Source organism: Allobosea vaviloviae, assembly GCF_001298265.1.
GTDB lineage: Bacteria > Pseudomonadota > Alphaproteobacteria > Rhizobiales > Beijerinckiaceae > Allobosea > Allobosea vaviloviae_B.
On sequence record NZ_LGSZ01000095.1, the window covers coordinates 190,950 to 212,921 of the forward strand.

A 21,972-nucleotide genomic window follows, 5' to 3' on the forward strand; every position below is an offset into this window, starting at 1 on the left:
TGCGAGGCAACCGCTTGCGCAATCATGTGGAAGCCGCGATCGGCATCGACTCCCGAGCCTGTGAGCGAGCTGCCGGCATCGCGGGCTAGGAAGGCGGCGACGCGGCCGACATCATCGATAGGCGGCGGTTCGTCAGCAAAGGCTGGTCCATCTCGATCTTCAGCGTTGCAGCACATAGCTGCCGGGCGCATCGGCGAGGGGCGTGAGCCCATTCGCAGCGTCGCCCATGGCAGGTGGCGCAATCCGTTCGGCCGAGGAATGGCTGGCTAGCCAGTCGATCCAGGGCAGCCACCAAGATCCCTCCCGGGTCTCGGCGCGCTCGGCCCATTCGTCCGCGCCGAGGCTGGCATCGCCGTGATGGCGGGTCGCGATGCGGAAGTGACGGCGCGGATGGCCGGGCTCGCTGACGATGCCCGCATTGTGCCCGCCGCTTGCCAGCACGAACGTAACCTCCGCATCGACGAGCGCATGGACCTTGTAGACCGAGCGCCAGGGCGCGACATGGTCGCGCTCGGTTCCGACAATGAAGAGCGGCGTGCGGATGTTCTGCAGGGAGACGGGATGTCCGTCGACCATCAGGTGCCCGGCGGCGAGCGCGTTTCCGAGGTAGAGCTTGCGCAGATACTGCGCATGCATCTTGTAGGGCATGCGCGTCGTGTCCGCGTTCCAGGCCATCAGATCGTTCATCGGCGTGCGCTCGCCCATCAGGTAGTCATGGACGATGCGCGACCAGATCAGGTCGTTGGAGCGCAGGAGCTGGAAGGCGCCGGCCATTTGCCCGGCATCGAGATAGCCCCGGTTCCACATCATGCTCTCGAGAACGTGCAACTGGCTGTCGTCGATGAAGAGCGCCAGTTCGCCGGGCTCGGTGAAGTCGGTCTGCGCGGCAAACAGCGTCAGCGATCCCAGCCTCTCGTCGCCCGAGCGCGCCATCGCCGCAGCGGCAATGGAAAGCAGCGTCCCGCCAAGGCAGTAGCCGGCCGCGTGTATCTTGCGGTCGGGTACGATCACGCCGACCGCATCGAGCGCCGCCATGATGCCGAGCGTCCGGTAATCGTCGAGGCCGAGATCGCGATCCTGTTCCGTCGGGTTGCGCCAGGAGACGCAGAAGACCGTGTGACCCTGGGCGACAAGATGGCGGATCAGCGAGTTCTGCGGCGAGAGATCGAGGATGTAATATTTCATGATCCAGGCGGGCACGATCAGGATCGGTTCGGCCGCTACCGTTTCGGTCGTTGGCGCGTACTGGATCAGCTCGATCAGATGATTGCGGAAGACGACCTTGCCGGGCGTCACGGCGACGTCACGCCCAACGACGAAGCCCTCGGTTCCAACCGGCGGCTCACCTGTCGCTTGCCGGGCGGTGTCCTCGAGCCAGTTTCGGAAACCCTCCACGAGATTGGCGCCACCGCTCGCCAAGGTCTTCTCGACGACATCGGGATTGGCGAAGGGAAGGTTGGAGGGAGAGGCCATGTCGAGGAGCTGGCGGGTCGTGAAGGACACGACATCCTCGTGGTGGGGCGTCACGCCGGGCACCTCATGGGTGACATTGTGCCACCATTGCTGGTTCAGCAGGAAGGCCTGGGACCAGACATTATAGGGAAAGCGGCGCCAGGCCTCGCTGCGGAAACGATCATCGCCTGGTAGGGGCTCAATGCAGGCCGGAGCTTCGGCATTCAGTCCGGATGCCGCGACATGGCCGAGAAGCCGGCTCGCCTTGCGCCCGGCCTTATAGGCGAGTTCCGCCCGTTTGCCAGGTGCCGCCGCCAGATGGATCGACCAGTCGATGAAGGCGAGCGCAAGCGCCGCCGGCGAGAGACCGCCGGTGAGCTGCGCGCTCAAGGCCTCGCGCGCGCGGTCGATCGAAGCAAAGGCTTCGAGGCTCAGAGCCTCGGATTTGGCGTCGAAGTCCAGCATCGAGGCGCTGGTGGGGTGGGAGGGAGCCAGGGCAGTCATCCGCAGTCCTTTCGCATCGGGCCGGCAGTCCATGTCGACATCAAGCCCTGCGGGCCGCCGGCCCATATTGGAGGAAGCCACCGTGGGAGATGGCGGTCGTCAGCGTGCGGTCGAACAGGCGGTAGACAAGGGGGCGTCGACATCGGCCACGATATCTGCGGTTGCGTTGACTCATCGAAAGCTCGCGGGAGCCGGGAGATGCTGGCTTCGAGGCCGAGCATGCGTGTGGTGTGCGCGCAACGGCAGACGACGCCAGTTATCGACAATGTCGGGGCTCCGGCCGAACCCGTCAGCAGGACTGCGCACCGAGGCCTAGGAGCTCATCTGTCGGTCGTCGTTGATCTCGATCAACGTCGCGATCGGCTACTGGCTCCGGCGTCATCGGTGACCTTGAACGGCGTGTTGCGGCGGCCGTCGAGCGTTACAACCATGCCCGCTACAACGAGAGCCTCGGCAATCTCACGCAAGCCGATGTCTGCTTCGGCTGCGGGCAGACCATCCCGACCGACGCGAAAGGATCAGGCGCCAGGCCATCCAGGAGAGACGGCTGCAGCACCACCAGCAGGCCTCATAAGCTCAAACCCGGACGAACCAGAACCTCCGTTCCTGAGACGCCGGAACAGTCTCAAATCATCTGACGCCGAACAACAGTGCGATCCGCATGCCTGCTGCGATCCATCGCGTGATCGCGTTCCGCACCGACGTTTCGTCGATGTGGTGCATGATCACAGCGAACTCGTCGCCTCCGATCCGCGCGAGCACATCGGAGGAACGGATTGACGATGTCAGGACCTGGCCACCGCGACCAGGGCGGTATCGCGACGGCATGGCCGTACCTGTCGTTGACCGTCTTGAAATTGTCGACGTCGATCACGACAAGGACTGCACGGCCGAAGCGGGGGCGCTGCGCTTGACGCGTGATGGCCCCGTCACATCCGCCGGACCCCGCCGATAGAGCTGCGACCCAAATGGATTGCGGCGAGGCATCGCAGGTTATCCCCCTCAGTTGTACCACCAGCGATGCGGATTGCCGCGAGTCTGGATCTCGACGAGAAACTCGCCGTGCTCCGTCGTCTTGCTGGGCTTGATCGTCTTGAGCTTGCTGAAGATCTCGCCGGCGGCCTTGTAGTTGGTCGCGTTGTAGTGCGCCCAGGCACGCAGTTCCTGCATGCCCACCGGCATCGATCTCTGATGATTGTCGAGCAGCGCGGCCGCTTCCGCGAACTTTCCAGCCTCGTAGAGCCGGACGCTCTCGCGCATCGCGCTGGTCATCACGCCGCCTCCCGCGACGCGCCGCGCGGACCGCGGCGAGGTCGGGTCCTGTCCACCCAGACGATCCAGCGAGGCGACCGCTGGATAGTGCTGCTTGTAGGCATTGACGGTCGCGAGCGCGGTGGCGTTGTCGTTCAGCCTGCGGGCCGTGACGACCAGACCGACGACGGCCTCCTCGGACGGAGCCCAGGCGATCGAGCGCTCGAACCACGCACGGGCGAGCGCGAAACTCCTGGCGTTGTAGAGGCTCCATCCCAAGGCCTGCGCGCCCAGAGCCGACCGATCCTTGTTGATGACGTCTTCGAGACGCGCCTGCCGCTCCGGCGTGAGCGGTTTCGCCATCGGGCCGGTGATGTCGGACGCGACGATCTCGATATAGGCCTTGCGGATCAGAGCGTCCGCGTCGCGATGGCGATAGGCGAGTTCCTCCGCCTGATCGAGGTCACCTGCGTTTCGCAGCGCCAGAACATAACCCTCGACATATTTCGGTTTCGCGGCTGTCTTGACGGCCAGAGCAAACCACTCTTTGGCGGCGGCGTAGTCCTTGCGCCCGAACTGGAGCCATCCCAGCAGCGCGGCGTCGTCGGCCGTGCCGCGGCGAGCCGAGGTTTCGATCAGCTTGAGCTCGCGGGCATCGGGCATCTCCGTCGTTTCGCCGTTCGAGGCCTGGCCGATCTTGCGGCGGATCATGTCGATGCCGACCGCATCGAATTCGGCTCCGGCGCCTCGGCGCTTGCCCAGCGCGATCAACTCCTGGACGGTCGGCGCCGGCAGGACTGTCGAGGCCTTCTGCACAGTGGCCAGGCGTTCCTGACTGTTGTCGCAATTGGTGAGGATGTAGCGATAGACCTCGACCGCCCGGGACGGTTCATCGATGCCGGAGAAGGCTTCGGCGACGCGCCAGAGCAGGTCGATCTCGCGGCAGACGAGGAGATCCTCGGCGGCCGTGGCGAGTTCGATGACACGGGGCCAGTCTCGGCCATCCGCCGCGATGGCGATGGCTTCGCGCCGCTCGGCCTGCACGAGCTTGCTCGCGAGGTCGGCGGATGGCGCGAAATCCGGCCGTTCCGCCTGCAGGTTTGCGATCCGCTCGCGCAGCTCTTCGTAGCGCTTGGCGGTGAAGAGAGCCCAGAGCGGCTGCTCGTCGATTGTCGCGCCGCTCTGGCTGAAGAGATCCTCCGGCGGCTGCCAGCTGGAATGCAGCGTCTTCAGGCGGCGGATCTCGGCGGCGACGCGGGCGGTGTCGCCCTGGCCAGCATAATAGCGCAGGGCGCTCTCATCGACCGCCTTGGTGGCTGTCTGGGAAGAGGCGCGGGTTGCGCTCGTGGGAGCGGCCAGCCTGAGGCCGACCGCCCTGGCGGCGCCCGGCTGCTGCGTCGGCGCCGGCACGTCGTTCTTGAGGGCATTCTGCGCCTTTGCCGGACCAAGCACGACCATGGCGGCGATGGTGGAAATCAGAAGCGACTTCAGAGACATCTTGGCCTTCTCTCACTGATTGCGAGCGTGCTCAGCAGGGCCAGCGTTGCAGGGTAGTAGAGTTCGTTCGCGGCGGTTGCCAGCGACGCCGGAACCGGGCGGCCGGCAGCGACGCACTGGGTCAGGGCAAAGATCAGGCGGTAGCCGGCCCCATCGAAATTGCCGCTCGCCTTGCCGTCGTCGATGTCGAGGATGAAAGGCCCGATGTCCTCCGTCGGGTTCCACATCGCAACGAACGGCCGCAGATGCTCAGGCGGAACGTGGTTCGACCATGCCAGATACAACGGGATTCGAATCGCATTGTAGCTGAAGCGTCGCTCGAACTGTGCCGCCGGCGCACTCCGCTCGGCACCCAGCGCGAGCCATTCCGGCGGCACGCGCAGCGGCCCGAAGCGGCCTTCGCTGAGGAGCTTCAGGCCGGACCGTCGCAATCCGGCCCAGTCATGCTCAACTGCCATGACCTCGAGCCGGTCGATGGCCGGAAAGACCCAGTAGGACAGGTTGACCACCGGGCCATCCGGTTGTGATTTGGCATCAAACCCGACTACGCCGGGCAGGAGGACCGGGCCGACACGCGTGGTGATGACGTTGTGCTTGAAGATCGCCGCAGCGATGCGCTTCATCGCCTGCGTGTATTCGGGGACATCCCAGCGGAGTCCGGCCTCGCCCAGCGCCCAGGCGATCAGAAGGTCGCCGTCGCTCGCGTTGTTGCGATCGGTGACGTTGGGCGTGCTGCCCGGCTCCCAGCGCCAGGCCGCCAGCCCATCGCCGCGGATGTAAAGTTCGCGCGCGGTCCAGCGCCAGATCCGATCGAATGTCTCGCGATCCTGCGTGGCGACCGCGAGCACCAGGGCGTAGCCCTGCCCCTCCGAATGGCTGATATTGCCATTGCCGTTGTCGATGACGCGGCCATCCGGCTTGACGAAGGCCGCCTTGTAGGCCGGCCAATTCCTGGCGAGCAGCATGGCGCCCTGTGGTCCCTGTTGCAGCGATGCGGCCCGGTTCACGGCCGTCCCCTCCGGACGCGGCGCCGCTGCCGTGCCGCTGCTGGCAGTCAGTACGGCGGCAAGCGCCGCGCCGGTGAGCCTCGGACTGGCGGCCATCACGTCCGCCGCCCCTTCAGAACCAGCGCCGTCGTGACCGCGAGCAGCAGCGACAGCATGATCAGGCCCCCGAGATAGTAGCTCTGGTTCAGCGAGAGCCACCCCGCGACGGAGAGCCTGAGATTGGCCGGCGATGGATAGGCAGTCGGAAGGTAGTGCCGCTCCTGCGCGGCCCGGTTCTCAGGCGCCCAGCTTTCCAGGCGCAGCAGCGCAGCCTCGCCGTTGAAGCGACTCCAGGCATGGGCCGTTGTCGCCTTGGCGATCAGTGCGTCGAGCACCTCCGGATCGGAGGCCAGAATCATCGTCTTGATGTCGGGGAGCGGTCGCCGCTCAAAGACACCGCGCCAGCTCTGCGGTGGCATCGCGCCGATCTCCTGTAGGATCGTCAGCCCGTCGCTCGCCAACAGGGGTGAGACATCGCCGGCCCGCTTGCGCATGTCACGCTCGATGAGGCCGAAATCGTCCAGCCATGTCGTGATGGGGCCGAGATCGCCACGCAGCAGGCTGCCCGCGAGACTGCCGACGGCACCGACGCGCAGGCGCTCGGCGAGCGACGTTGCGCTGCCTTCGCCGGTTGCCGCGAGGGCCATCTCGGCGACCGCCGCAGCATCCGATGTTTCGATCTCACGCATGCCCGCCTCGGCAGCGACGGTTGGCTCGGCGGCCATCATCGAGCGCGCGAGCGTCTGCGACGCTTCGCCCGGGGGCCCGAAGAAGAGCCCCGAGGTCCCCGGATCATCGAGCCCGCCGAAGCGGAAGTTGACGGGCACTGCGGCGCGCGCCGCAGCGCTCATCCGGCCGATCCAGGTCATCGCCGCGTTGAGATAGGCCGGGCTGGCCGAGGAGACGGCAACCGTCGTCGGCTGCTCGCGTCCGAGATAGGGATAGGCATGGCTGAGGGTCGCCGACAGGCTCGGCAATGTGGTGACACGGGCCAGCGAGCCGAAGCTGAGGCGGCTCGTCCCCGCGATGAGCAGCCGCGGATGGGAGGGGCGAGGCGCGGTCGCGTTGCAGGCCCGGTCGGAACCGGTCATGTCGGCCTCGACCGTGACCGTGTTGGCGCCGGCCTTGAACATCTGGATCGGCAGGTCGACGCGGCTCTGTTCGAGTTGGGACGAGCCGCCCTGGTTGACCGGCACAACGGCGGCGATCTGGTCGTTGATGCGGATGTTGACGCGCCGGCCTGCGGCGGCGGCGCCGAGGAATATCGATTCGAGATCCAGCCGTGCCGCGCCATAGGGAGCGGCAAAGAAGTCGCTCGGCATGGTGAGCCGCATGGACGACTGAAAGAAATTGCCGTCGAAGGCCCTGCTTTCGAAGCCGAGTTCGCTGAAGGTCAGCCGCACGCCCTCGCGCACCGGGCGGCCAATGGTGTTGGCGAGGGCTCGGCGCCCTGGCTCCGAGCCCATTTTGTTCGCTGTGTTCGCCGCCTCGATCAGGCGCTGGAGCGTTCGCTCGCGGTCGGGCCCGGACGAGAGCGTCAGCATCGTGCGCCCTGTGACCGCGTCGTGCAGATATGAAAGGCCAGGCTCCCCGTCCAGCGACGTCGAACCGGCAGGCGGATTGCCGCTCAGGACGAGGTCGATCCCGGGGCCCTCGCCACGCGCCTCGGCGACGTCGATGATCGGTCGCTGAATTCCGGCCGCAAGCACGATCGCATTGATCGCCCGCATCGCAGCGTCGAGTTCGGTTGCCTCGGCGGTCGCGGCCAGGCGCAGACGGATCGGCGTGCGTTCGACGCCGCTCGCGGCCAGCGCCGGCAGATCGGCGACGCGGCGAAGCACCGGCATGCTCTGAAGGCCCAGAAAGCCGCTGCGGTTGAGCGAAATCGCGCTCCACAGCTCATAAGTGGCTCGCACACTGCAATCGACGCGGTGGCGCTGGCTGGCGATCAGGCGAACCGAATTGTAGCCGGGCACGACCACGCCCGGTGGGATCGCAAGCGTGGCGATGGACTCCGCCGCGCTTGAATCCAGCCTCAGTTCGCCAACGGTCTGGTCGTTGATGCGGACTGTCAGGCGCGAGGTTTCAGGCAGATTCGAAACGGCGCTGAGATAGCTGACGCGGAACGCCGTTGCGCGCAGCGCCTCGGCCTGCGTCAGGAAGATCGCCCGCTCGTCCACGCTCTGCTCGCCGTTCAGGCGCAGAACGTCGTCCATCATCGCCAGCGGTCGGAAGCTCGCTTCCGAGATGGGGCGCTGCCCCGGACGAGCGGGCTGGGAGAGCTTGAGATTGGTTCCTGGCAAGGCCGTCTGGGCCTGCGCGGTGATCGCCAGTCCAATTGTCGCAAACAGCAAGATGATACTGGGCCGCGCACGCATGGCAGATGCTCCGGTGGTCATAGCAATGAAGGGGCTCAGGCGCGGGTGCCGGGCGCGAAATCGGCCAGGCTGACGTCCGGCACGCGTGCGCTACGCCCGCTCGCTGGCGGTGCCACGGCGGGCCGGACGACGGCGGGGGCCGGTTCGGAAGCAAGGCCGGTTTGCGGCAGCGCTTCGGGGGAGCGTATGCCGGGGGGCGGCAAGACGGCCTGCTGGCCTGTCGCGTTGGCCCGGACGTTGCGGCGGAACAGGAGGAAGAACAGACCGCGCAGGGCCTCGCGGGCCGCCCAGACCAGGGTGCGGGCGGTGCCGACGAGCAGGCCCTGGCGGTTCTGGCGGGACGCCCGCAAAGCCCGCATGGCCGACAGATCGCCATAAGCGATATCGGCGATGATGCGATAGCGATCGCAGTTGTTGCCGAGGAAGCGCAGGCCGAGCGAGCGGCGATCGTCGACGCTGGTCGCGGAGGTGATCGCCACCTCTGCCGAGAGGGGCGCGCCCGCCCGGCTGTCGATGCGGATGGTCGCCTGATGGCGACCAGGCATCACCAGCTGGCCGAACTGACGGCCATCGCCACCGGCGATCTCGGCTTTCAGGCCACCGACGGATGCGTCCTTCACGATGATCGGCACTTCCTGGTCGCCGATGAGCAGCGAGCCGCGGCGGCTGACATCGAGCCGCTGAATCTTGCGGCGCTCTCGGCGCTCGGAGACCACGCCCAACGCAAGACCGGCCATGACGGTGTTGAAGACGTTCCAGGCTCCGATGACGATCAGCAGATCGCGGGCGGCCGGTTCCATCGCGTAGCGATATGCGGTGTAAACGAATGTCGCGAGCAGGAAAGCGAAGATCGCGTAGAACGGCCAAGCCAGCGGCGACAATTCATCCTCGGCCAGCGAGTTGCCCTTCTGCGTGACGTTGAATTTCGGCGCGCGAGGGTTGGCGATGACGCTCATGACGGCGCGCAGCAGATAGACGCTCTGGATGTATTCGTAGAGTTCCGAAATCCAGGGCCAGCGCAGGCTCCCATAGAGGTAATGCTGGATCAGGATGACGGCGACGATATAGGTCAACGTATAGGCGACGAAACTCTGCGGCGACGCGTTGTAGATCTGCAGGTTGAAGAGGATGAAGAACAACGGTGAGATCATGAAGATCAGCCGCGATAGCGGAAATAGCCAGAACAGGTTGCTGGAGGTGTAGCAGAGGCGCTGCGGGAGGCTCAGACCTTTGTTGAAGAGCGGGTTCTTCAGCATGAAGATCTGCAGCATGCCGCGGCACCAGCGCGAGCGCTGTCCGATGAAGGACTCGAAGGTCTCCGGCTGCAGACCCGCGATCAGCGGCTTGTCGACATAAAGGCTTTTCCAGCCGCGCGAATGCAGTTCCAGTGCGGATTCGCAGTCTTCCGTGATGGTGACGCCGGCGAAGCCGCCGACTTCATCCAGCGCCGCACGCCGCAGCACCGCCGCCGAGCCGCAGAAGAAGGCAGCGTTCCAGCTGTCCAGCCCCTTCTGGATCGCGCCGTAGAACATCTCGTTCTCGGACGGCATCGCCTTGAAGGTCTGGAGATTGCGCTCCAGCGGATCAGCATTGATGAAGAAGTGCGGTGTCTGGACCAGGAACAGCTTCGGTTCAGTGGCGAAGTGCCCGACAGTCTCGCGCAGGAACTCCCGCGCCGGGACATGGTCCGCATCGAAGACGACGACGAGGTCGCCGGCTGAATGCGCGAGGCCGTTGTTCAGATTGCCGGCCTTGGCGTGGACGTTGCGCTCACGCGTCAGATAGGTGACGCCGAGTTCGGCACAGAGCTGCTGCAAATCGGCGCGACGGGCTCGCGCCGTCAGCGAAACCGCATCGTCGAAGGAATAGAACTTCTCGTCGGTGCCACCGTCGTCCAGCAGGAAGACTTTCAGCTTGTGCTGTGGATAGTCGAGGGCCTTGGCCGCCGCCAGCGTCGTGGCGACGAGGTCGCGCTCTTCGTTGTAGGAGGGAACGAAAACATCGACCGACGGCAGGTCCTCTTCTCTCAACTGTGGCGCGGCCGGGCGTGTGATGGGCTGGGCATTCACGAACAGGCCGAGGGCGAGCATCGTGATGCAGAACAGGTCGGCCACCAGCAGCAACATGCCGGGGATGAAGTCCGCGATCTGACTTGGGTCGGGTATTGTCTCCGCAATGCGCCAGTACAGATAGCGAATGACGATGATTGAGCCCAGCGCGAGAAAGATATGACGAAACACGCCACCGAGACGAAGCCAAGAAATAACGATCATTAAGCCGATTGAAATGATCGAAAAAAAGAAGTGAAGTTTCGTGCCGATAGGCTGAGTTACGAAAAAAACGAACGATACAGCAGAAAAAATCCACGTCGTGCGCATAAAAATATCAAACATTTCGGCCGCCTCATCTCGATTTGCGGCTCTCAATAATTATAGAATCTTACAGTATCTTCTTTTAATTTGACGATATTTTGCTGTCTTGCTGTAACGCTTTGTTAAGCATCAAGCCGTGGAGACTTCACTCAGGGGGCTTCGCTTGATAGACAGACACGGAACATTCCGGACCGAACGCCGCAACGCCGCTGGTTTTTGAGCCTGCCCGATGCCCGGGAGAAAGTGGAGGCTGGGCGAAGGGCGTACAACGAGCTACGACCTCATCGTGCGATCAGGAACAAGACCCCGATATCGCGCGTCAATCGGTCACCGGCTTCCCACGGTGACCGTTGACCCCCTGAAAGCGGCCAGCAGGGCCGCCCAGCATAGGGGCAGGCTCACCTCGGACCTTCCCCAGCCCGCGCTGTCGCAAAATCGGGAAGCACTTGACAGGGCCCGGTAGGGCCCTCGTCAGAGTCTGGCTTCACGGCTTGGGCGAGACGGTTGCCGCCCTGAACCGTCCCCTCTTCGCCGCTTTTCTGCCGACAAGGGCTGGCAGGGACGAGCGAAGACCGCTCGTCCCTGCCAAACCGCTCTATTGGCCGATCTTGACCTTCAGGAACTCGCCGATCGTGCCGTTCCAGGTTGTGACGCATTCCGCGCCGCAGCGGCCGGCGAAGGCGGGCAGGATGACCTTGGTCAGAGCGTCCTTGCGCAGCGCTTCGTCTTCCGCCGTCACGGCGACAAGCTTCATCGCCGCCGGGGCACCCTCGCTGCAGGCCTTGCCGGTATTGCAGTCGAGGCCGGTCTGGGTCTCGGTCTTGGCCTGATCAAAGATCGAGTCCTCGAGCTTGCGTAGGTTGGTGGCAAGGAAGGCCTGAACCTTCGGATCGAGCGTATTCCACCATTTCAGATTGGCGAGCTGGGCCGAGAGCCCGAAATTGATCGGCATCGGCGAGATGAACTTCGCCGCCTCATGCCATTTCGAGCGATAGCCCGAGAGCGCGCCCGTGATGGCGCAGTCGATGACGCCGCTCGCCAGCGCCGGCTGAACCTCGGCGAAGGCGAGGTTGATCGGCGAGCCGCCGATATGGCTGACGAAGGCCTGCTGCGAGGCGCCGGACGCCCGGACCTTGCGGCCCTTCAGGTCCGACACCTTGGTGAAGGCGTCGCGGCAATAGATCACCTGTGCCTGGTAGGTGCCGAAGCCGAGCAGCTTGAGGCCATGCTTCTCCTCGAGGAACTTGGCGTAGGTCGGGCGGAAGACGTCGACGACCTTCTGCAGTTCCTCGACCGAGCCGACGAGGCCGACGAGATCGGTCGCCTCGTTCATCGGGACCTCGCCTGAGTTATAGTTCAGCACGGTTGTCGCGAACTGAAGGGTGCCAGCCGAGACGAGCCGGAAGATCTCCGGCCCCTTGAAGCCGAGTTCGGTGAAGGGCTTGACCTGCACCTTGATGGCCCCGCCGGATTCCTTTGGGACCGTCTCGTTCCAGAACGGCACCTCGCGGTTGGTGTACATCGACAGATTGCCGATGCTGCCGACGGCGTTGAAGCTCGTCGCGGGCAGGCCCTGGGCGTGGGCGGCGCCGCAGAAGAGGGTGCCGGCAAGGGCGGCGATCGGGACCAGACGTTTCATCGCAAGCTTCTCCTCTTTCGGTTGGGTCATGACGGCTTCAGCCGCCGGCTTTCGGGTTCAGGATGGTCGGCAGCCAGAGTGCCAGCTGGGGGAAGGCGATCAGGATCGCGATCATCACCAGCATCGCCAGCACGAAGGGCAGCGCGCCGATGCACAGGTCCATGAAATTGCCTTTCCCGCGCACGGCCTGGACGACGTAGAGGTTGAGGCCGACCGGGGGTGTGATCAGCGCCGCCTCCATCAGGATGACGAAGATGATGCCCCACCAGACCGGGCTGTAGCCGAGCGCCGTGATCACGGGGACGACGACCGGCGTCGTCGCGATCATCATCGACAGCGTCTCCATGAAGCAGCCGAGGATCAGGTAGAACACCACGATTGCCACGAGCATGCCGAGCGGCGGCCAGCCCAGCGACAGCACGAGATCGGTGATTGCCTTCACCAACCCGATCGAGACCATGACGAAGTTGAGGAAGAAGGCGGCGATGACGATCAGCATCACCATGCAGGTCGTCCGCACCGTGCCCTCGAAGGCATGCAGCAGCACAGGCAGGGTCAGCTGGCGGTTGGCCGCGACGAGGCACAGGGTCGCCATCAGTCCAAGCGCAGCGGCCTCGGTCGGCGTCGCGATGCCGGCATAGATCGAGCCGACGACGACGAGGAAGAGCCCCAGCGGCGGGATGAGATGGCGCAGCCCCGCGACGCGCTGGCGCCCAAGGTCGCCGGTGTCGACCTTGGGGCCGGCCCAGTCCGGCCGGTAGAGCGCCAGGCCGAGCACGATCAGCGAGAACAGCCCGGCCAGCAGGAAGCCAGGGATGAAGCCCGCCGCATAGAGATCGGCCACCGACGTGTCGGTCAAAACGGCGTAGATGATCATGTTGATCGAGGGCGGGATCAGGATGCCGAGCGTGCCACCGGCCGCGATCGAGCCCAGGAAGAGCGGCCGGTTGTAGCCGCCCTTGTCCATGTTGGGGATCGCGACCGTGCCGATCGTCGCCGCCGTCGCCACCGACGAGCCAGAGGTGGCCGCGAAGATCGCGCTCGCGGCGATGTTGGTGTGGATCAGCCGGCCGGGAACGCGCGCGAACCAGGGCGAGAGCGCGCTGAACAGCCGCTCGCTCATGCCTGAGCGATGCATCAATTCGCCCATCATGATGAACATCGGGGCGGCGATCAGGATGAAGTCGTTGGAGGAGTTCCAGGCCAGCTCGCCCACGGCCCCGGTCATTGGGAAGAAGGCGTAGTTGGCCTGCAGCACATAGGCCATCAGGGCGAGCGCCGCCGCAACGGGAATGCTCAACCCCACCAGGGCGACGAGCAGGGACAGCGCGGTACCGATCACGAGCGGGCCTCCACGCCGGCGGCCGGGTTCTCGACACCGGATTGCTCGATTTCCTCGGTCACCCGCAGCGAGCCGATCAGGGCTTCGAAGCCGGCCCGATCATGCGCCATTAGCCGGGCGATCGCCTGGATCGGGATCAGAACCGCCATGCAGGCGAACCAGACCAGGCCGACGCACCAGACCCCCTGCGGCAGCACCATCGGGACCTGTAGTTGCGACACCGACTTGGCGTTCAAGGCCCAGGATTGTGCCAGCGTCCCCCAGGCGAACCAGGCCAGCGCCACGGCGATCAGCGCCAGCGACAGCGAGGCGACGATGTCGCAGACGATCCGGACCTTGCCGGGCAGCACGTCGAGCAGGATGTCGACCCGGATATTGGCCTTGGAGGTGACGGTGAAGGCCAACCCCAGCCCGATGCAGGCCGCCAGCGCATAGCCCGAGATCTCGAAGCTCTCGACCATGCCGCGCTTGAACAGGTAGCGCGTGATCACGTCGATGGTGATGAGCAGGCTGCAGCCGAAGAGCACGATCGCACCGGCGGCCCAGGCCAGGATGCGCGAGATGCGCTGCGGCAGCGGCTCGTCGGGAAGAAGGCGGGAGAAGTCACTCATGCCGGCTTTGGGGCGCGAGCCCGGGCAAGCCGCCCTGGGCGATGCGAGCGCGTGGTCGGTTTCATCAAGGCCGGTCTCCAGGCGCCCGCTGCGCCTCGTCTTCGCATGTGACCATGCGTCGGGGGCGTCATGCAATAGTCCCGCCAGCGCGATGCCGCGCCGGTCATGTGACGTATCCATCGGCCCTGTCGGCGGCGGTCGCCGCGGGGTCGCGCTCGCCGGGGTCGCCATGGCCGCCGCCGCCGGGCGTCTCCGTGCGGACGATGTCGCCGGCCTTCAGCATGCAGCCGATGGTCTTGGCCGCCAGTTCCGTGACCTGTCCGTCGCGGATCAGGCTGAGGCGGCCGCCGCGCCCCGGTTCGCCGCCGGCCAGCCCGTAAGGCTGCGAGGCGAAGGCGTCGAAGGAGGCGTTGAGCAGGCCGTGCTCGGCGATGAAGCGCCATTCGCGCACCAGCCCCAACCCGCCGCGCATCCGACCCGCGCCGCCCGAACCGGGCAGGAAGCCGTAATGCGTGAAGCGCAGCGGGAAGATCGCCTCGATCATCTCGATGGGCGTGTTCTGGCCGTTGTGGAATCCGGCCGAGAGGCCCGAGGGGCCGTCCGCCTCCGGATGGCCGCCCCAGCCGCCGATCTCGGCGTCGAAATAAACCTGCCGGCGGCCATCCGCATGGCGGATATTGACCGCGTGGTTGAAGGTCACGCCGTAATAGGAGGCGGGGATGCGCTCGGGAACCGCCTCCGCGAAGGCCTTCAGCACCGCGGTCGCGATCCGGTGGCCGGTCAGCATGCGCATCGAGACCGGCGCAGGAAACTGGGCGCTGACGAGCAGCCCGTCCGGTGCGCTGACGGTGATCGGCCGGTAGCAGCCGGAATTGGCGGTCGCTTCGATGCCGGACGCCGCGATCACGGCGTAATAAACCGCCGAGCGGGTCGTCGCCATCGTCGCATTGATCGGCCCGCGCGCCTGGGGCGAGGAGCCGGCGAAGTCGACGGTCAGCGCATCGCCTGCGATCGTCAGCGTCACCGCGATGCGCTTTTGCCCGGTGTCCATGCCATCACCGTCGACGAAATCCTCCGCCTGGTAGACGCCGTCGGGCAGCGCGGTCAGCGCCGCGCGCATCGCCGTCTCGGAATGGTCGAGCAGGGCCTCGCCGACATCGCGCAGCGTCTCGACGCCATAGCGCGCCGCGAGCTGCCGCATCGCCCGCGCCCCGACCTCGAGCGCCGCGATCTGGCTGAGGAAATCGCCGCGGAAGGTCTCGGGCTCGCGAACATTCTGCAGGATGGTGGCGAAGAGATCGTCCTGCATCTCGCCTTCGCGGACGATCTTCACCGGCGGCAGCCGCAGGCCCTCCTGGAAGATCTCGACCGCATGAGCGTTGTAGCCGCCCGCTGCGCCGCCGCCGACATCGACATGGTGGATCAGGACGCAGGTGATGGCGATGCGCGCGCCCTCGACGAAGATCGGCTTGAAGGCGAGGAAATCCGGCAGATGCTGGCCGCCGCAATAGGGATCGTTGGTGACGACGACATCGCCCTCGCGCCAGCGCTCCAGCGGCAGATGCCGGGCGATGATCTCCTGCAGGCAGAGCTCCATCGAATTGAGATGGACCGGCATGCGCGCCGCCTGGGCGATGTTGCGGCCCTCGCCGTCGAACACCGCCGTCGAATAGTCGAGCAGCTCGCGCACCGTGGTCGAGCGGCTGGTGCGCCAGACCGTGATCGACATCTCCTCGGCGGCCGAGACCAGCGCATGCGAGACGATTTCGAGGAGGACGGGATCGACCTTGCTCGTGCTCCCAATTCCCGCTTCGCTCATGCTCCCAACTCCCGCTTCGCGATGAGATCGCCGGAATCAGCCACGTCGAGCGACCAGCCCGCGGGGATCAGCAGCGTCGTGTAGTCCTGCTCGATGATGGCCGGACCATCGACCCGGGTTCCCGCAGCGAGGCTGTCCTGCTGGTGGACCGGCGCCGAGATCCAGCCGCAGTTGAGGTGGACGTCGCGATGGCGCGGTGCGGCTGACGATACCGGCACCGGAGCAATGTTGGCCGCCATGCCATCGAGCATCCCGATGGCAGCCAGCCTCAAGGTGACGAGCTCGACCGTCTCGGAGGGGTCGTCGAAGGAAAAGCGCTGGCGATGGAGCTCGTGGAAGCGCTGGCAGAGCGCCTCCAGCTGCGCATCGTCGTCGGGGGCAGCGGCAAGCGGGACGAGAAGCTCGAAGGCCTGGCCGCGATAGCGCAGGTCGGCAGCCAGATCGAGACGGCAGTTGCCGCTGGTAAGTCCGTCAGCGGCGAGGAGAGCCTCTCCCTCGCGCAACAGTTCCGCAGCGAGATCGCGCAGGGCAGCGCCGGCGCCGGGCTTCAGCAGCAGCACCTTCGTCCGCGCCAGGTCGTGCACGACGTCGGACTGCAGGATGCCATGCGCGGAGAAGGTCGACGGATCCTTCGGAAAGATCACGGTCGTCATGCCGAGTTCCTCGGCGACTTCGACGGCATGAAGGCCGCCTGCACCCCCAAACGACATCAGCGCGAAATCGCGTGGATCCAGTCCTCGCTCGAACAGCGAGAGCTTGATCGCACCGGCGAGCTTGGCGACGAGGACGGCGAGGATGCCCGACGCGGCTCGATCGCGTTCGAGTCCGAGCGGTTCGGCGATGCAGCGGTCGAGCGCTGCCCGCGCACCGTCGAGATCGAGAGCAAAGGTCCCCCCGAGAAAGGTGACCGGATCGAGCCGGCCCAGGATCAGGTTGACGTCGGTGACGGTTGGTTCGGTGCCGCCGCGGCCGTAGCAGACGGGTCCCGGCTTGGCACCGGCGCTGCGTGGCCCAACCTGCAGGCGGCCCGAGGCGTCGAGCGAGGCGATCGAGCCGCCGCCTGCGCCAATCGTGCGCATGTCGACCATCGGAACGCGCATCGCCAGCCCATCGACGTCACCCTGCGTGACGACAGTGCGTGACCCATCGCGGATCACCGCCACATCGTAGCTCGTGCCCCCCATGTCGACGCCGACGACGTTGGCGAAGCCGAGTTGGCGAGCGACGCCCTCCGCTGCCAGCACGCCGCCCGAAGGGCCCGACAGCAGTAATTTGACGGGCGCTTCGCCAGCCGCCCGCGGCGTGGTCGCGCCGCCATTCGACTGTACGAGATAAAGCGGCGCGCTGAGGCCTTCCGATGCGATGCGTTTCAGCAGCGAATCGACGTAGCGTCGAACGACCGGGATCAGCAGGGCGTTGAGCACGGTGGTGGAGGTGCGCTCGAACTCCCGGATCTCTGGCGAGACCTCGTGCGAACACGACACGGCGACATCCGGCAGGCGCTGGCGCAACCGGTCCCGTATGGCGATTTCATGAGCGGGGTTGGCGAAGCCGTTCAGCAGGGCGACCGCGCAGACGCTGGCGCCGGAGGCCGCGACCCTGTCGATCGCATCTTCGACGCTGTTGGCATCGAGCGGCGTCAGCACCTCGCCGACCGGCCCGACCCGCTCGACGACGCCGAAACGCCGGCGCCGGGGGACGAGAACGGCGCGCGCCTCCGGCTTCAGGCGATAGATCTCGGTGCGGGCATGCCGGCCGATTTCAAGGACATCCTCGAATCCCGCCGTGGTGATGAGCGCGCCGTCCGGAAGGTTTCGGGTCAGGACTGCGTTGGTCGCGATCGTTGTGCCGTGCATCAAGAAACTGATGTCCGACAGCGCAAAGCCGAAGCGGGATGCCGCTCCCTTGATGGCGTTCATCAACCCCAGGGACGGGTCGTCGGGTGTGGTTGCCGTCTTGAAGCTGTGGGTCTCGCCGCTGGCTTCGTCGAGAAGCTCCAGATCTGTGAAAGTCCCGCCGATATCTACGGCAATTCGGATCCGTCTCGGTAGCATGCGTGAATGGATCCCAGCGGTCATGAGCACGGTCGCGCATCATGCAAGATGCAGACCCGGGGCAGACTGAAGTCAAGGTTCATAATTGGCGGAATCGCCAAAACCGGACCATTCAAAAGCGCGTCACGGCCGTCACGCCGACCGCTTCGAACTGCTCCATGCCGACGCGTGCGTCGATGGCACATCCCGATACGGCACTCCTGAAGACGTCTGTGGTCACGGTGTTGACGGCGGGCGGTCACCACCGTTGGACCGTGATCGGAAAGCGCTTCCAGGGTGGCTCGCACGCATTGGGATCACCCATTGGCGCGCGGGCCACTCGCCAGGAGGTCGAATAGGAGGCCGATCGCCGGTCGCCGCCTCACAACATGACGACGCGGCCATTTGCGGCTTCGGCATCCTGGGGGTCGTGTGTCACCAGCAGAACCGGCAGGCCCCGCCGCCGCGCCTGATCGAACACCATCGTCCGAAAGGAACCGCGCAGCTCTGCATCCAGTCTTGAAAACGGCTCATCCAGCAGGAGCGCCCGCGGCTGGGACAGCAAGACCCGCATCAGCGCTGCGCGCGCCCTCTGCCCGCCCGACAGCGTCGCCGGATCGCGGTCGGCGAAACCGTCCAGCCCCGCATCCGCGAGCGCCGCCTCGACGAGGCGCCTGCGCTCAGTGCGGTCGCGGATGGAAGCCGGCAGGCCGAACATCAGATTTCCGCCGACGGACAGATGCGGGAACAGCAGATCGTCCTGAAACAGCAGACCGATGCGCCGACGTTCCGGTGGCAGGCGCGAGACATTGTCGCCATCGACGAGGACCGCGCCTTCCGCCGCGAAGACACCGCCGTCCAGGAAACCCGCGACGAAGGCAAGCAGGCTCGACTTGCCGGAGCCGCTAGGCCCCATCACCGTCGCCACGTCACCCGGCGCGACGGTGAGGTCGAGCGCCGTCACGAGCGTCGTCACCCCCAGTCTGATCGTCACGTTTCGCAAGGCGAGCGCGCCCCGTATGCGATGTCTGGTCATGCAAGGCCCCGACGGTGGCGGAAGACGATCCGCGGGAGGGTCAGCGCGAGCCCGTAGCAGAGCAGGGGCAGGATCGTCTGCGTGAAGCCGAGCACGCCGATCGTCGCGCGGTCGGCGCCGCTCGCCAGCGTCAGGGCCTCGGTCGTGATCGTGGCGATGCGCCCGGCCCCCGCGAACACCGTGGCGAGATATTGCGCGACACTGACCGCGACGCCGACCGCAGCGGCGACCAGCAACGGCCGCAGGAGGATCGGCAGCTTGACCCTGAAGAAGATTCGCGCCGGCGAGGCGCCGAGGCTCGCCGCGCTGCGGGCGAGGCGCGGATCGAGCGCGCGCCAGGGATCGGCGAGGCTGAGGAAGACATAAGGCAGCACGAAGACGAGATGCGCCCAGATCACCGCCGGCAGCGTGGCGTCGAGGCGTAGCCGGACAAGCGCGACCTGCAGCCCGAACAGAAAGGCAATCTGCGGCACCAACAGCGGCAGGTAGAGCAGCCAGAGCAGCCCGTTGCGCGGCTTGCGCTGCCGCCGTGCCTCCTGTTCGAGACAGCCGACGCACAGGACCAGGGCGACCGCCGTCGCGGCGGCCGCGATCAGCACCGTCGTCCCCAGGCTTCCCTGCAGGCGTTCGCCCGCCCCTGCCCAGGCCGACAGGCTCCAGCGCAGCGGCAACGCAGCCGGGAAGGGCCAACTGGCGGCAAAGGACCAAATCGCCAGGGCGAGGAGCGCGAGCAACCCAGCTGCGAGGACGACCCCGGTGGGAACCGCGGCGACCGGCAAGAGCCAGTCGGCAGCGCCCGAGCGCCGGCCGCGTTCGAGCCAGAGGCGACCGGCCTTCCCCACGCCCCACTCGGCCAGGCGGCAGATGACGAGCCCGGCGACAACCAGGCCGAGTTGCAAGGTGCCGGCGGCCGACGCCGGCAGGTAGCGGGCGAGGTCGTAGTCCGAGAACCAGCGCAGGGCGAGAACGGCCAGGGGTGGCGGGTTGCCGGGCCCCAGCACCAGCGCCTGATCGACGACGGAGAGCGAATAGGCGACCACTGCATAGAAGGGCAGCCGGATCTGCGGCCAGAGCTGCGGGAGGACGAGCTTGAGCCAGGCGCTGCCACGCGAATAGCCCATGCTGCGGGCGCAGGCGATCAGGCGTTGCGCGGGCACCTGTCCCAGTGCCGCGGCCAAAGCGAGGACGAGATAGGGAATTTCCTTGGTCAGGAGCCCCGCGACCAGGCTGAGGCCATAAGGATCGCGGATAGTGACGAGGTCGCCCGGCGGGCGGGTCCAGCCGGTCCATTCGGGCGAGATCAGCCGGACGATCCAGCCCGAGGGGGCGAGCAGGAAAGCAAGACCCAGCGCGATCGCGGCATGGGGTGTGGCCAGAAGCGGGGCCAGCGCGGACTGGACGCGGCCGAACGCGCGCGTGCCCGAGAGCATCGCCACCAGCGCCACCGCACCGGCCAGCGACAGGAGACTGGACAAGACGCCGACGCTCAGCGTCAGCCGCAGCGCCGAGCCGAAGCCCGGCCAGGCGAAGAGATCGCGCCAGGGCGCGAGTGAGAGATCGTGCGCACCGATCGCCGGCAGATAGCCAAAGGCCGGCAGCAGCGTCCCCGCCAGCCCGACGAGGACCGGGGCGAGAAAGACGAATAGGGTCGCCGGCGGCAGGAGGGCCAGCATCAGCGCGTCTCGGCGACGACCGGCAGGCTGAGCCAGCGCCGCCAGTCTGCCGCCTCATCCACGTCGAACAACAGGTCGATCTCGGCGATGCGGCTCCCGACGAGGCTCGCCCGGCTGTCGGCGAGCGCGCATGGGCCCGACCAGCGAACCCCTCGGAAGGCGGCAGCGGGACGGTAGCCAGCGCGCAGGCCGACGAGCCAGTATCCGCCGTCCTCGGCCGGTCCGAAGACCGCATCATGGCGGTGCAACGCCGCGAACGCCTTCGCCACGAGAGGAGCCGAAACCCCGGGAATGTCCGACCCCACCAGGACGACGCGCTGCCGTGGGGTGCGCGCGAACTGGTCGCGCATGCGCGCGCCGAGATCTCCCCGGCTTTGTGGGCGACGCGGGATCGTGCCCGGCCAGAAATGCGCCCCGACGGCTCGCGCAGGCTCGACGGCGAGGATCGTGGTCCAGCGCCGGTCCCGCGCGACCCGACGCAGCAGCGCCGCCGTCGCGGCGCGGTAGAAGCGCAGGGCCTCGACGGTGCCGATGTCCCGGGCCAAGCGAGTCTTTGCACGGCCTGCGACCGGCGCCTTGACCATGATCACGAGGGTCTGCCGCATGGATCAGCCATAGAGCCGGGCGATGACATGGGGTGGCACGCCGGCGAAGAACAGAGACAGGCAGCCGAGATTGCGCAGCGGACGCCGCAGATAGCCGTCGCGGCGATAGCGCGCCGCGCTGGTGATGGCGCGAGTGGTGAGGATGGACAGGCGGTGGCGGCCGATCCGGCGCACGAGATCGACGTCCTCCATCAGCGGGATCGGGCGGAAGCCGCCGAGCCGGTCGTAGAGTGAGCGCGGGATGAGCAGACCCTGGTCGCCATAGGCCAAGCCCAGCCATCGACAGCGTCGGTCGACCCAGCGTTCGATCCGTCTTGCGGCGGCAGCGTCGTCGTCGAGCGCGAAGGTGAAGGCGGCGGCGCGATCGGTATTTCCCGAGGCGACGAACCCTGTCACCTGCGCCTCCCAGCCGGGCTCGAGCCGGGTGTCTGCATGCAGGAACAGCAGCCAGGCGCCGCGCGCGGCCTGTGCGCCGAGAGCCAGTTGCTGGCCACGCCCGCGCGATCCCGACACCACCCGGGCTCCCGCGGCTCGAGCCGACGCGACGCTGCCGTCGCGTGAGCCGCCATCGCTGACGACCAGTTCCTCGACCAGCCCCGTCGCCCGCGCGCGGTCGAATTGCGCGAGCGCCATCGCAATCGTGGCGTCGGCGTCGAGCGTCGGCATCACCACCGAGAGGGTCGTGTCCGCGATCATGGTCGCTGTTCCGCGGCT

Annotated in this window: 15 protein-coding genes and 2 pseudogenes; 2 read left to right on the forward strand and 15 right to left on the reverse strand. The window is 66.6% G+C overall.

Features of this window, described 5'->3' with window-relative positions:
• Positions 1-159 precede the first annotated feature (159 nt).
• Complete coding sequence (locus AE618_RS26810) at positions 160-1,917, reverse strand: PHA/PHB synthase family protein (RefSeq protein ID WP_054212141.1); 1,758 nt, start codon at positions 1,915-1,917, stop codon at positions 160-162.
• 422 nt (positions 1,918-2,339) lie between these two features.
• Here AE618_RS26810 and AE618_RS28980 point away from each other — a divergent pair.
• Positions 2,340-2,530 (forward strand): annotated as a pseudogene (locus tag AE618_RS28980) (IS3 family transposase); the annotation flags it as partial.
• A 56-nt stretch (positions 2,531-2,586) separates the two neighbouring features.
• On the opposite strand, the gene AE618_RS29345 reads toward AE618_RS28980, so the two are convergent.
• The 5 genes from AE618_RS29345 to bcsA form a co-directional block, all read right to left on the reverse strand.
• Entirely contained in the window at positions 2,587-2,784 is a 198-nt protein-coding gene (locus AE618_RS29345; protein WP_432704530.1) for a diguanylate cyclase domain-containing protein, read from the reverse strand.
• A gap of 174 nt (positions 2,785-2,958) precedes the next feature.
• Positions 2,959-4,704, reverse strand: coding sequence for a hypothetical protein (locus AE618_RS28985; RefSeq protein WP_054212104.1), 1,746 nt, complete (start codon positions 4,702-4,704; stop codon positions 2,959-2,961).
• On the reverse strand, positions 4,695-5,807 hold the full coding sequence (locus tag AE618_RS26820; RefSeq protein WP_054212105.1) for a glycosyl hydrolase family 8: 1,113 nt from the start codon (positions 5,805-5,807) through the stop codon (positions 4,695-4,697). The genes AE618_RS28985 and AE618_RS26820 overlap by 10 nt, the downstream gene beginning before the upstream one ends.
• Positions 5,807-8,128 carry a cellulose biosynthesis cyclic di-GMP-binding regulatory protein BcsB gene (locus AE618_RS26825; protein WP_054212106.1) on the reverse strand — a complete coding sequence of 774 codons (2,322 nt, stop codon included), beginning with the start codon at positions 8,126-8,128 and terminating at the stop codon, positions 5,807-5,809. Before AE618_RS26825 ends, AE618_RS26820 begins: the two co-directional genes overlap by 1 nt.
• 35 nt (positions 8,129-8,163) lie before the next feature.
• Entirely contained in the window at positions 8,164-10,521 is a 2,358-nt protein-coding gene (bcsA, locus tag AE618_RS26830; RefSeq protein WP_082365618.1) for a UDP-forming cellulose synthase catalytic subunit, read from the reverse strand.
• A 126-nt stretch (positions 10,522-10,647) separates the two neighbouring features.
• Between bcsA and AE618_RS27670 the strand changes: the two are divergent.
• Positions 10,648-10,854: pseudogene (locus AE618_RS27670) on the forward strand (integrase core domain-containing protein); the annotation flags it as partial.
• A 241-nt stretch (positions 10,855-11,095) separates the two neighbouring features.
• Here AE618_RS27670 and AE618_RS26835 read toward each other — a convergent pair.
• The 9 genes from AE618_RS26835 to AE618_RS26875 all read right to left on the reverse strand — a co-directional run bounded on the left by AE618_RS26835 (position 11,096) and on the right by AE618_RS26875 (position 21,954).
• Entirely contained in the window at positions 11,096-12,139 is a 1,044-nt protein-coding gene (locus AE618_RS26835; protein WP_197280898.1) for a TRAP transporter substrate-binding protein, read from the reverse strand.
• 37 nt (positions 12,140-12,176) lie between these two features.
• The gene (locus AE618_RS26840; protein ID WP_054212109.1) at positions 12,177-13,481 is read right to left on the reverse strand and encodes a TRAP transporter large permease; all 1,305 of its coding nucleotides are present in this window, start codon (positions 13,479-13,481) and stop codon (positions 12,177-12,179) included.
• Entirely contained in the window at positions 13,478-14,092 is a 615-nt protein-coding gene (locus AE618_RS26845) for a TRAP transporter small permease subunit (protein ID WP_054212110.1), read from the reverse strand. Before AE618_RS26845 ends, AE618_RS26840 begins: the two co-directional genes overlap by 4 nt.
• 163 nt (positions 14,093-14,255) lie before the next feature.
• The gene (locus AE618_RS26850) at positions 14,256-15,911 is read right to left on the reverse strand and encodes a hydantoinase B/oxoprolinase family protein (protein WP_054212111.1); all 1,656 of its coding nucleotides are present in this window, start codon (positions 15,909-15,911) and stop codon (positions 14,256-14,258) included.
• Positions 15,908-17,965: a hydantoinase/oxoprolinase family protein gene (locus tag AE618_RS26855; protein ID WP_054212142.1), complete on the reverse strand. Its 2,058-nt coding sequence runs from the start codon at positions 17,963-17,965 to the stop codon at positions 15,908-15,910. The genes AE618_RS26850 and AE618_RS26855 overlap by 4 nt, the downstream gene beginning before the upstream one ends.
• A 361-nt stretch (positions 17,966-18,326) precedes the next feature.
• Positions 18,327-18,980 carry an ATP-binding cassette domain-containing protein gene (locus AE618_RS26860; protein WP_156330512.1) on the reverse strand — a complete coding sequence of 218 codons (654 nt, stop codon included), beginning with the start codon at positions 18,978-18,980 and terminating at the stop codon, positions 18,327-18,329.
• Positions 18,977-20,653 carry an ABC transporter permease gene (locus AE618_RS26865; protein ID WP_054212112.1) on the reverse strand — a complete coding sequence of 559 codons (1,677 nt, stop codon included), beginning with the start codon at positions 20,651-20,653 and terminating at the stop codon, positions 18,977-18,979. Before AE618_RS26865 ends, AE618_RS26860 begins: the two co-directional genes overlap by 4 nt.
• Positions 20,653-21,258 (reverse strand): TIGR04282 family arsenosugar biosynthesis glycosyltransferase, encoded by a 606-nt coding sequence (locus AE618_RS26870; protein ID WP_054212113.1) that lies wholly within the window; start codon positions 21,256-21,258, stop codon positions 20,653-20,655. The genes AE618_RS26865 and AE618_RS26870 overlap by 1 nt, the downstream gene beginning before the upstream one ends.
• A 3-nt stretch (positions 21,259-21,261) precedes the next feature.
• Entirely contained in the window at positions 21,262-21,954 is a 693-nt protein-coding gene (locus AE618_RS26875) for a TIGR04283 family arsenosugar biosynthesis glycosyltransferase (protein WP_054212114.1), read from the reverse strand.
• Between the last annotated feature and the right edge of the window lie 18 nt (positions 21,955-21,972).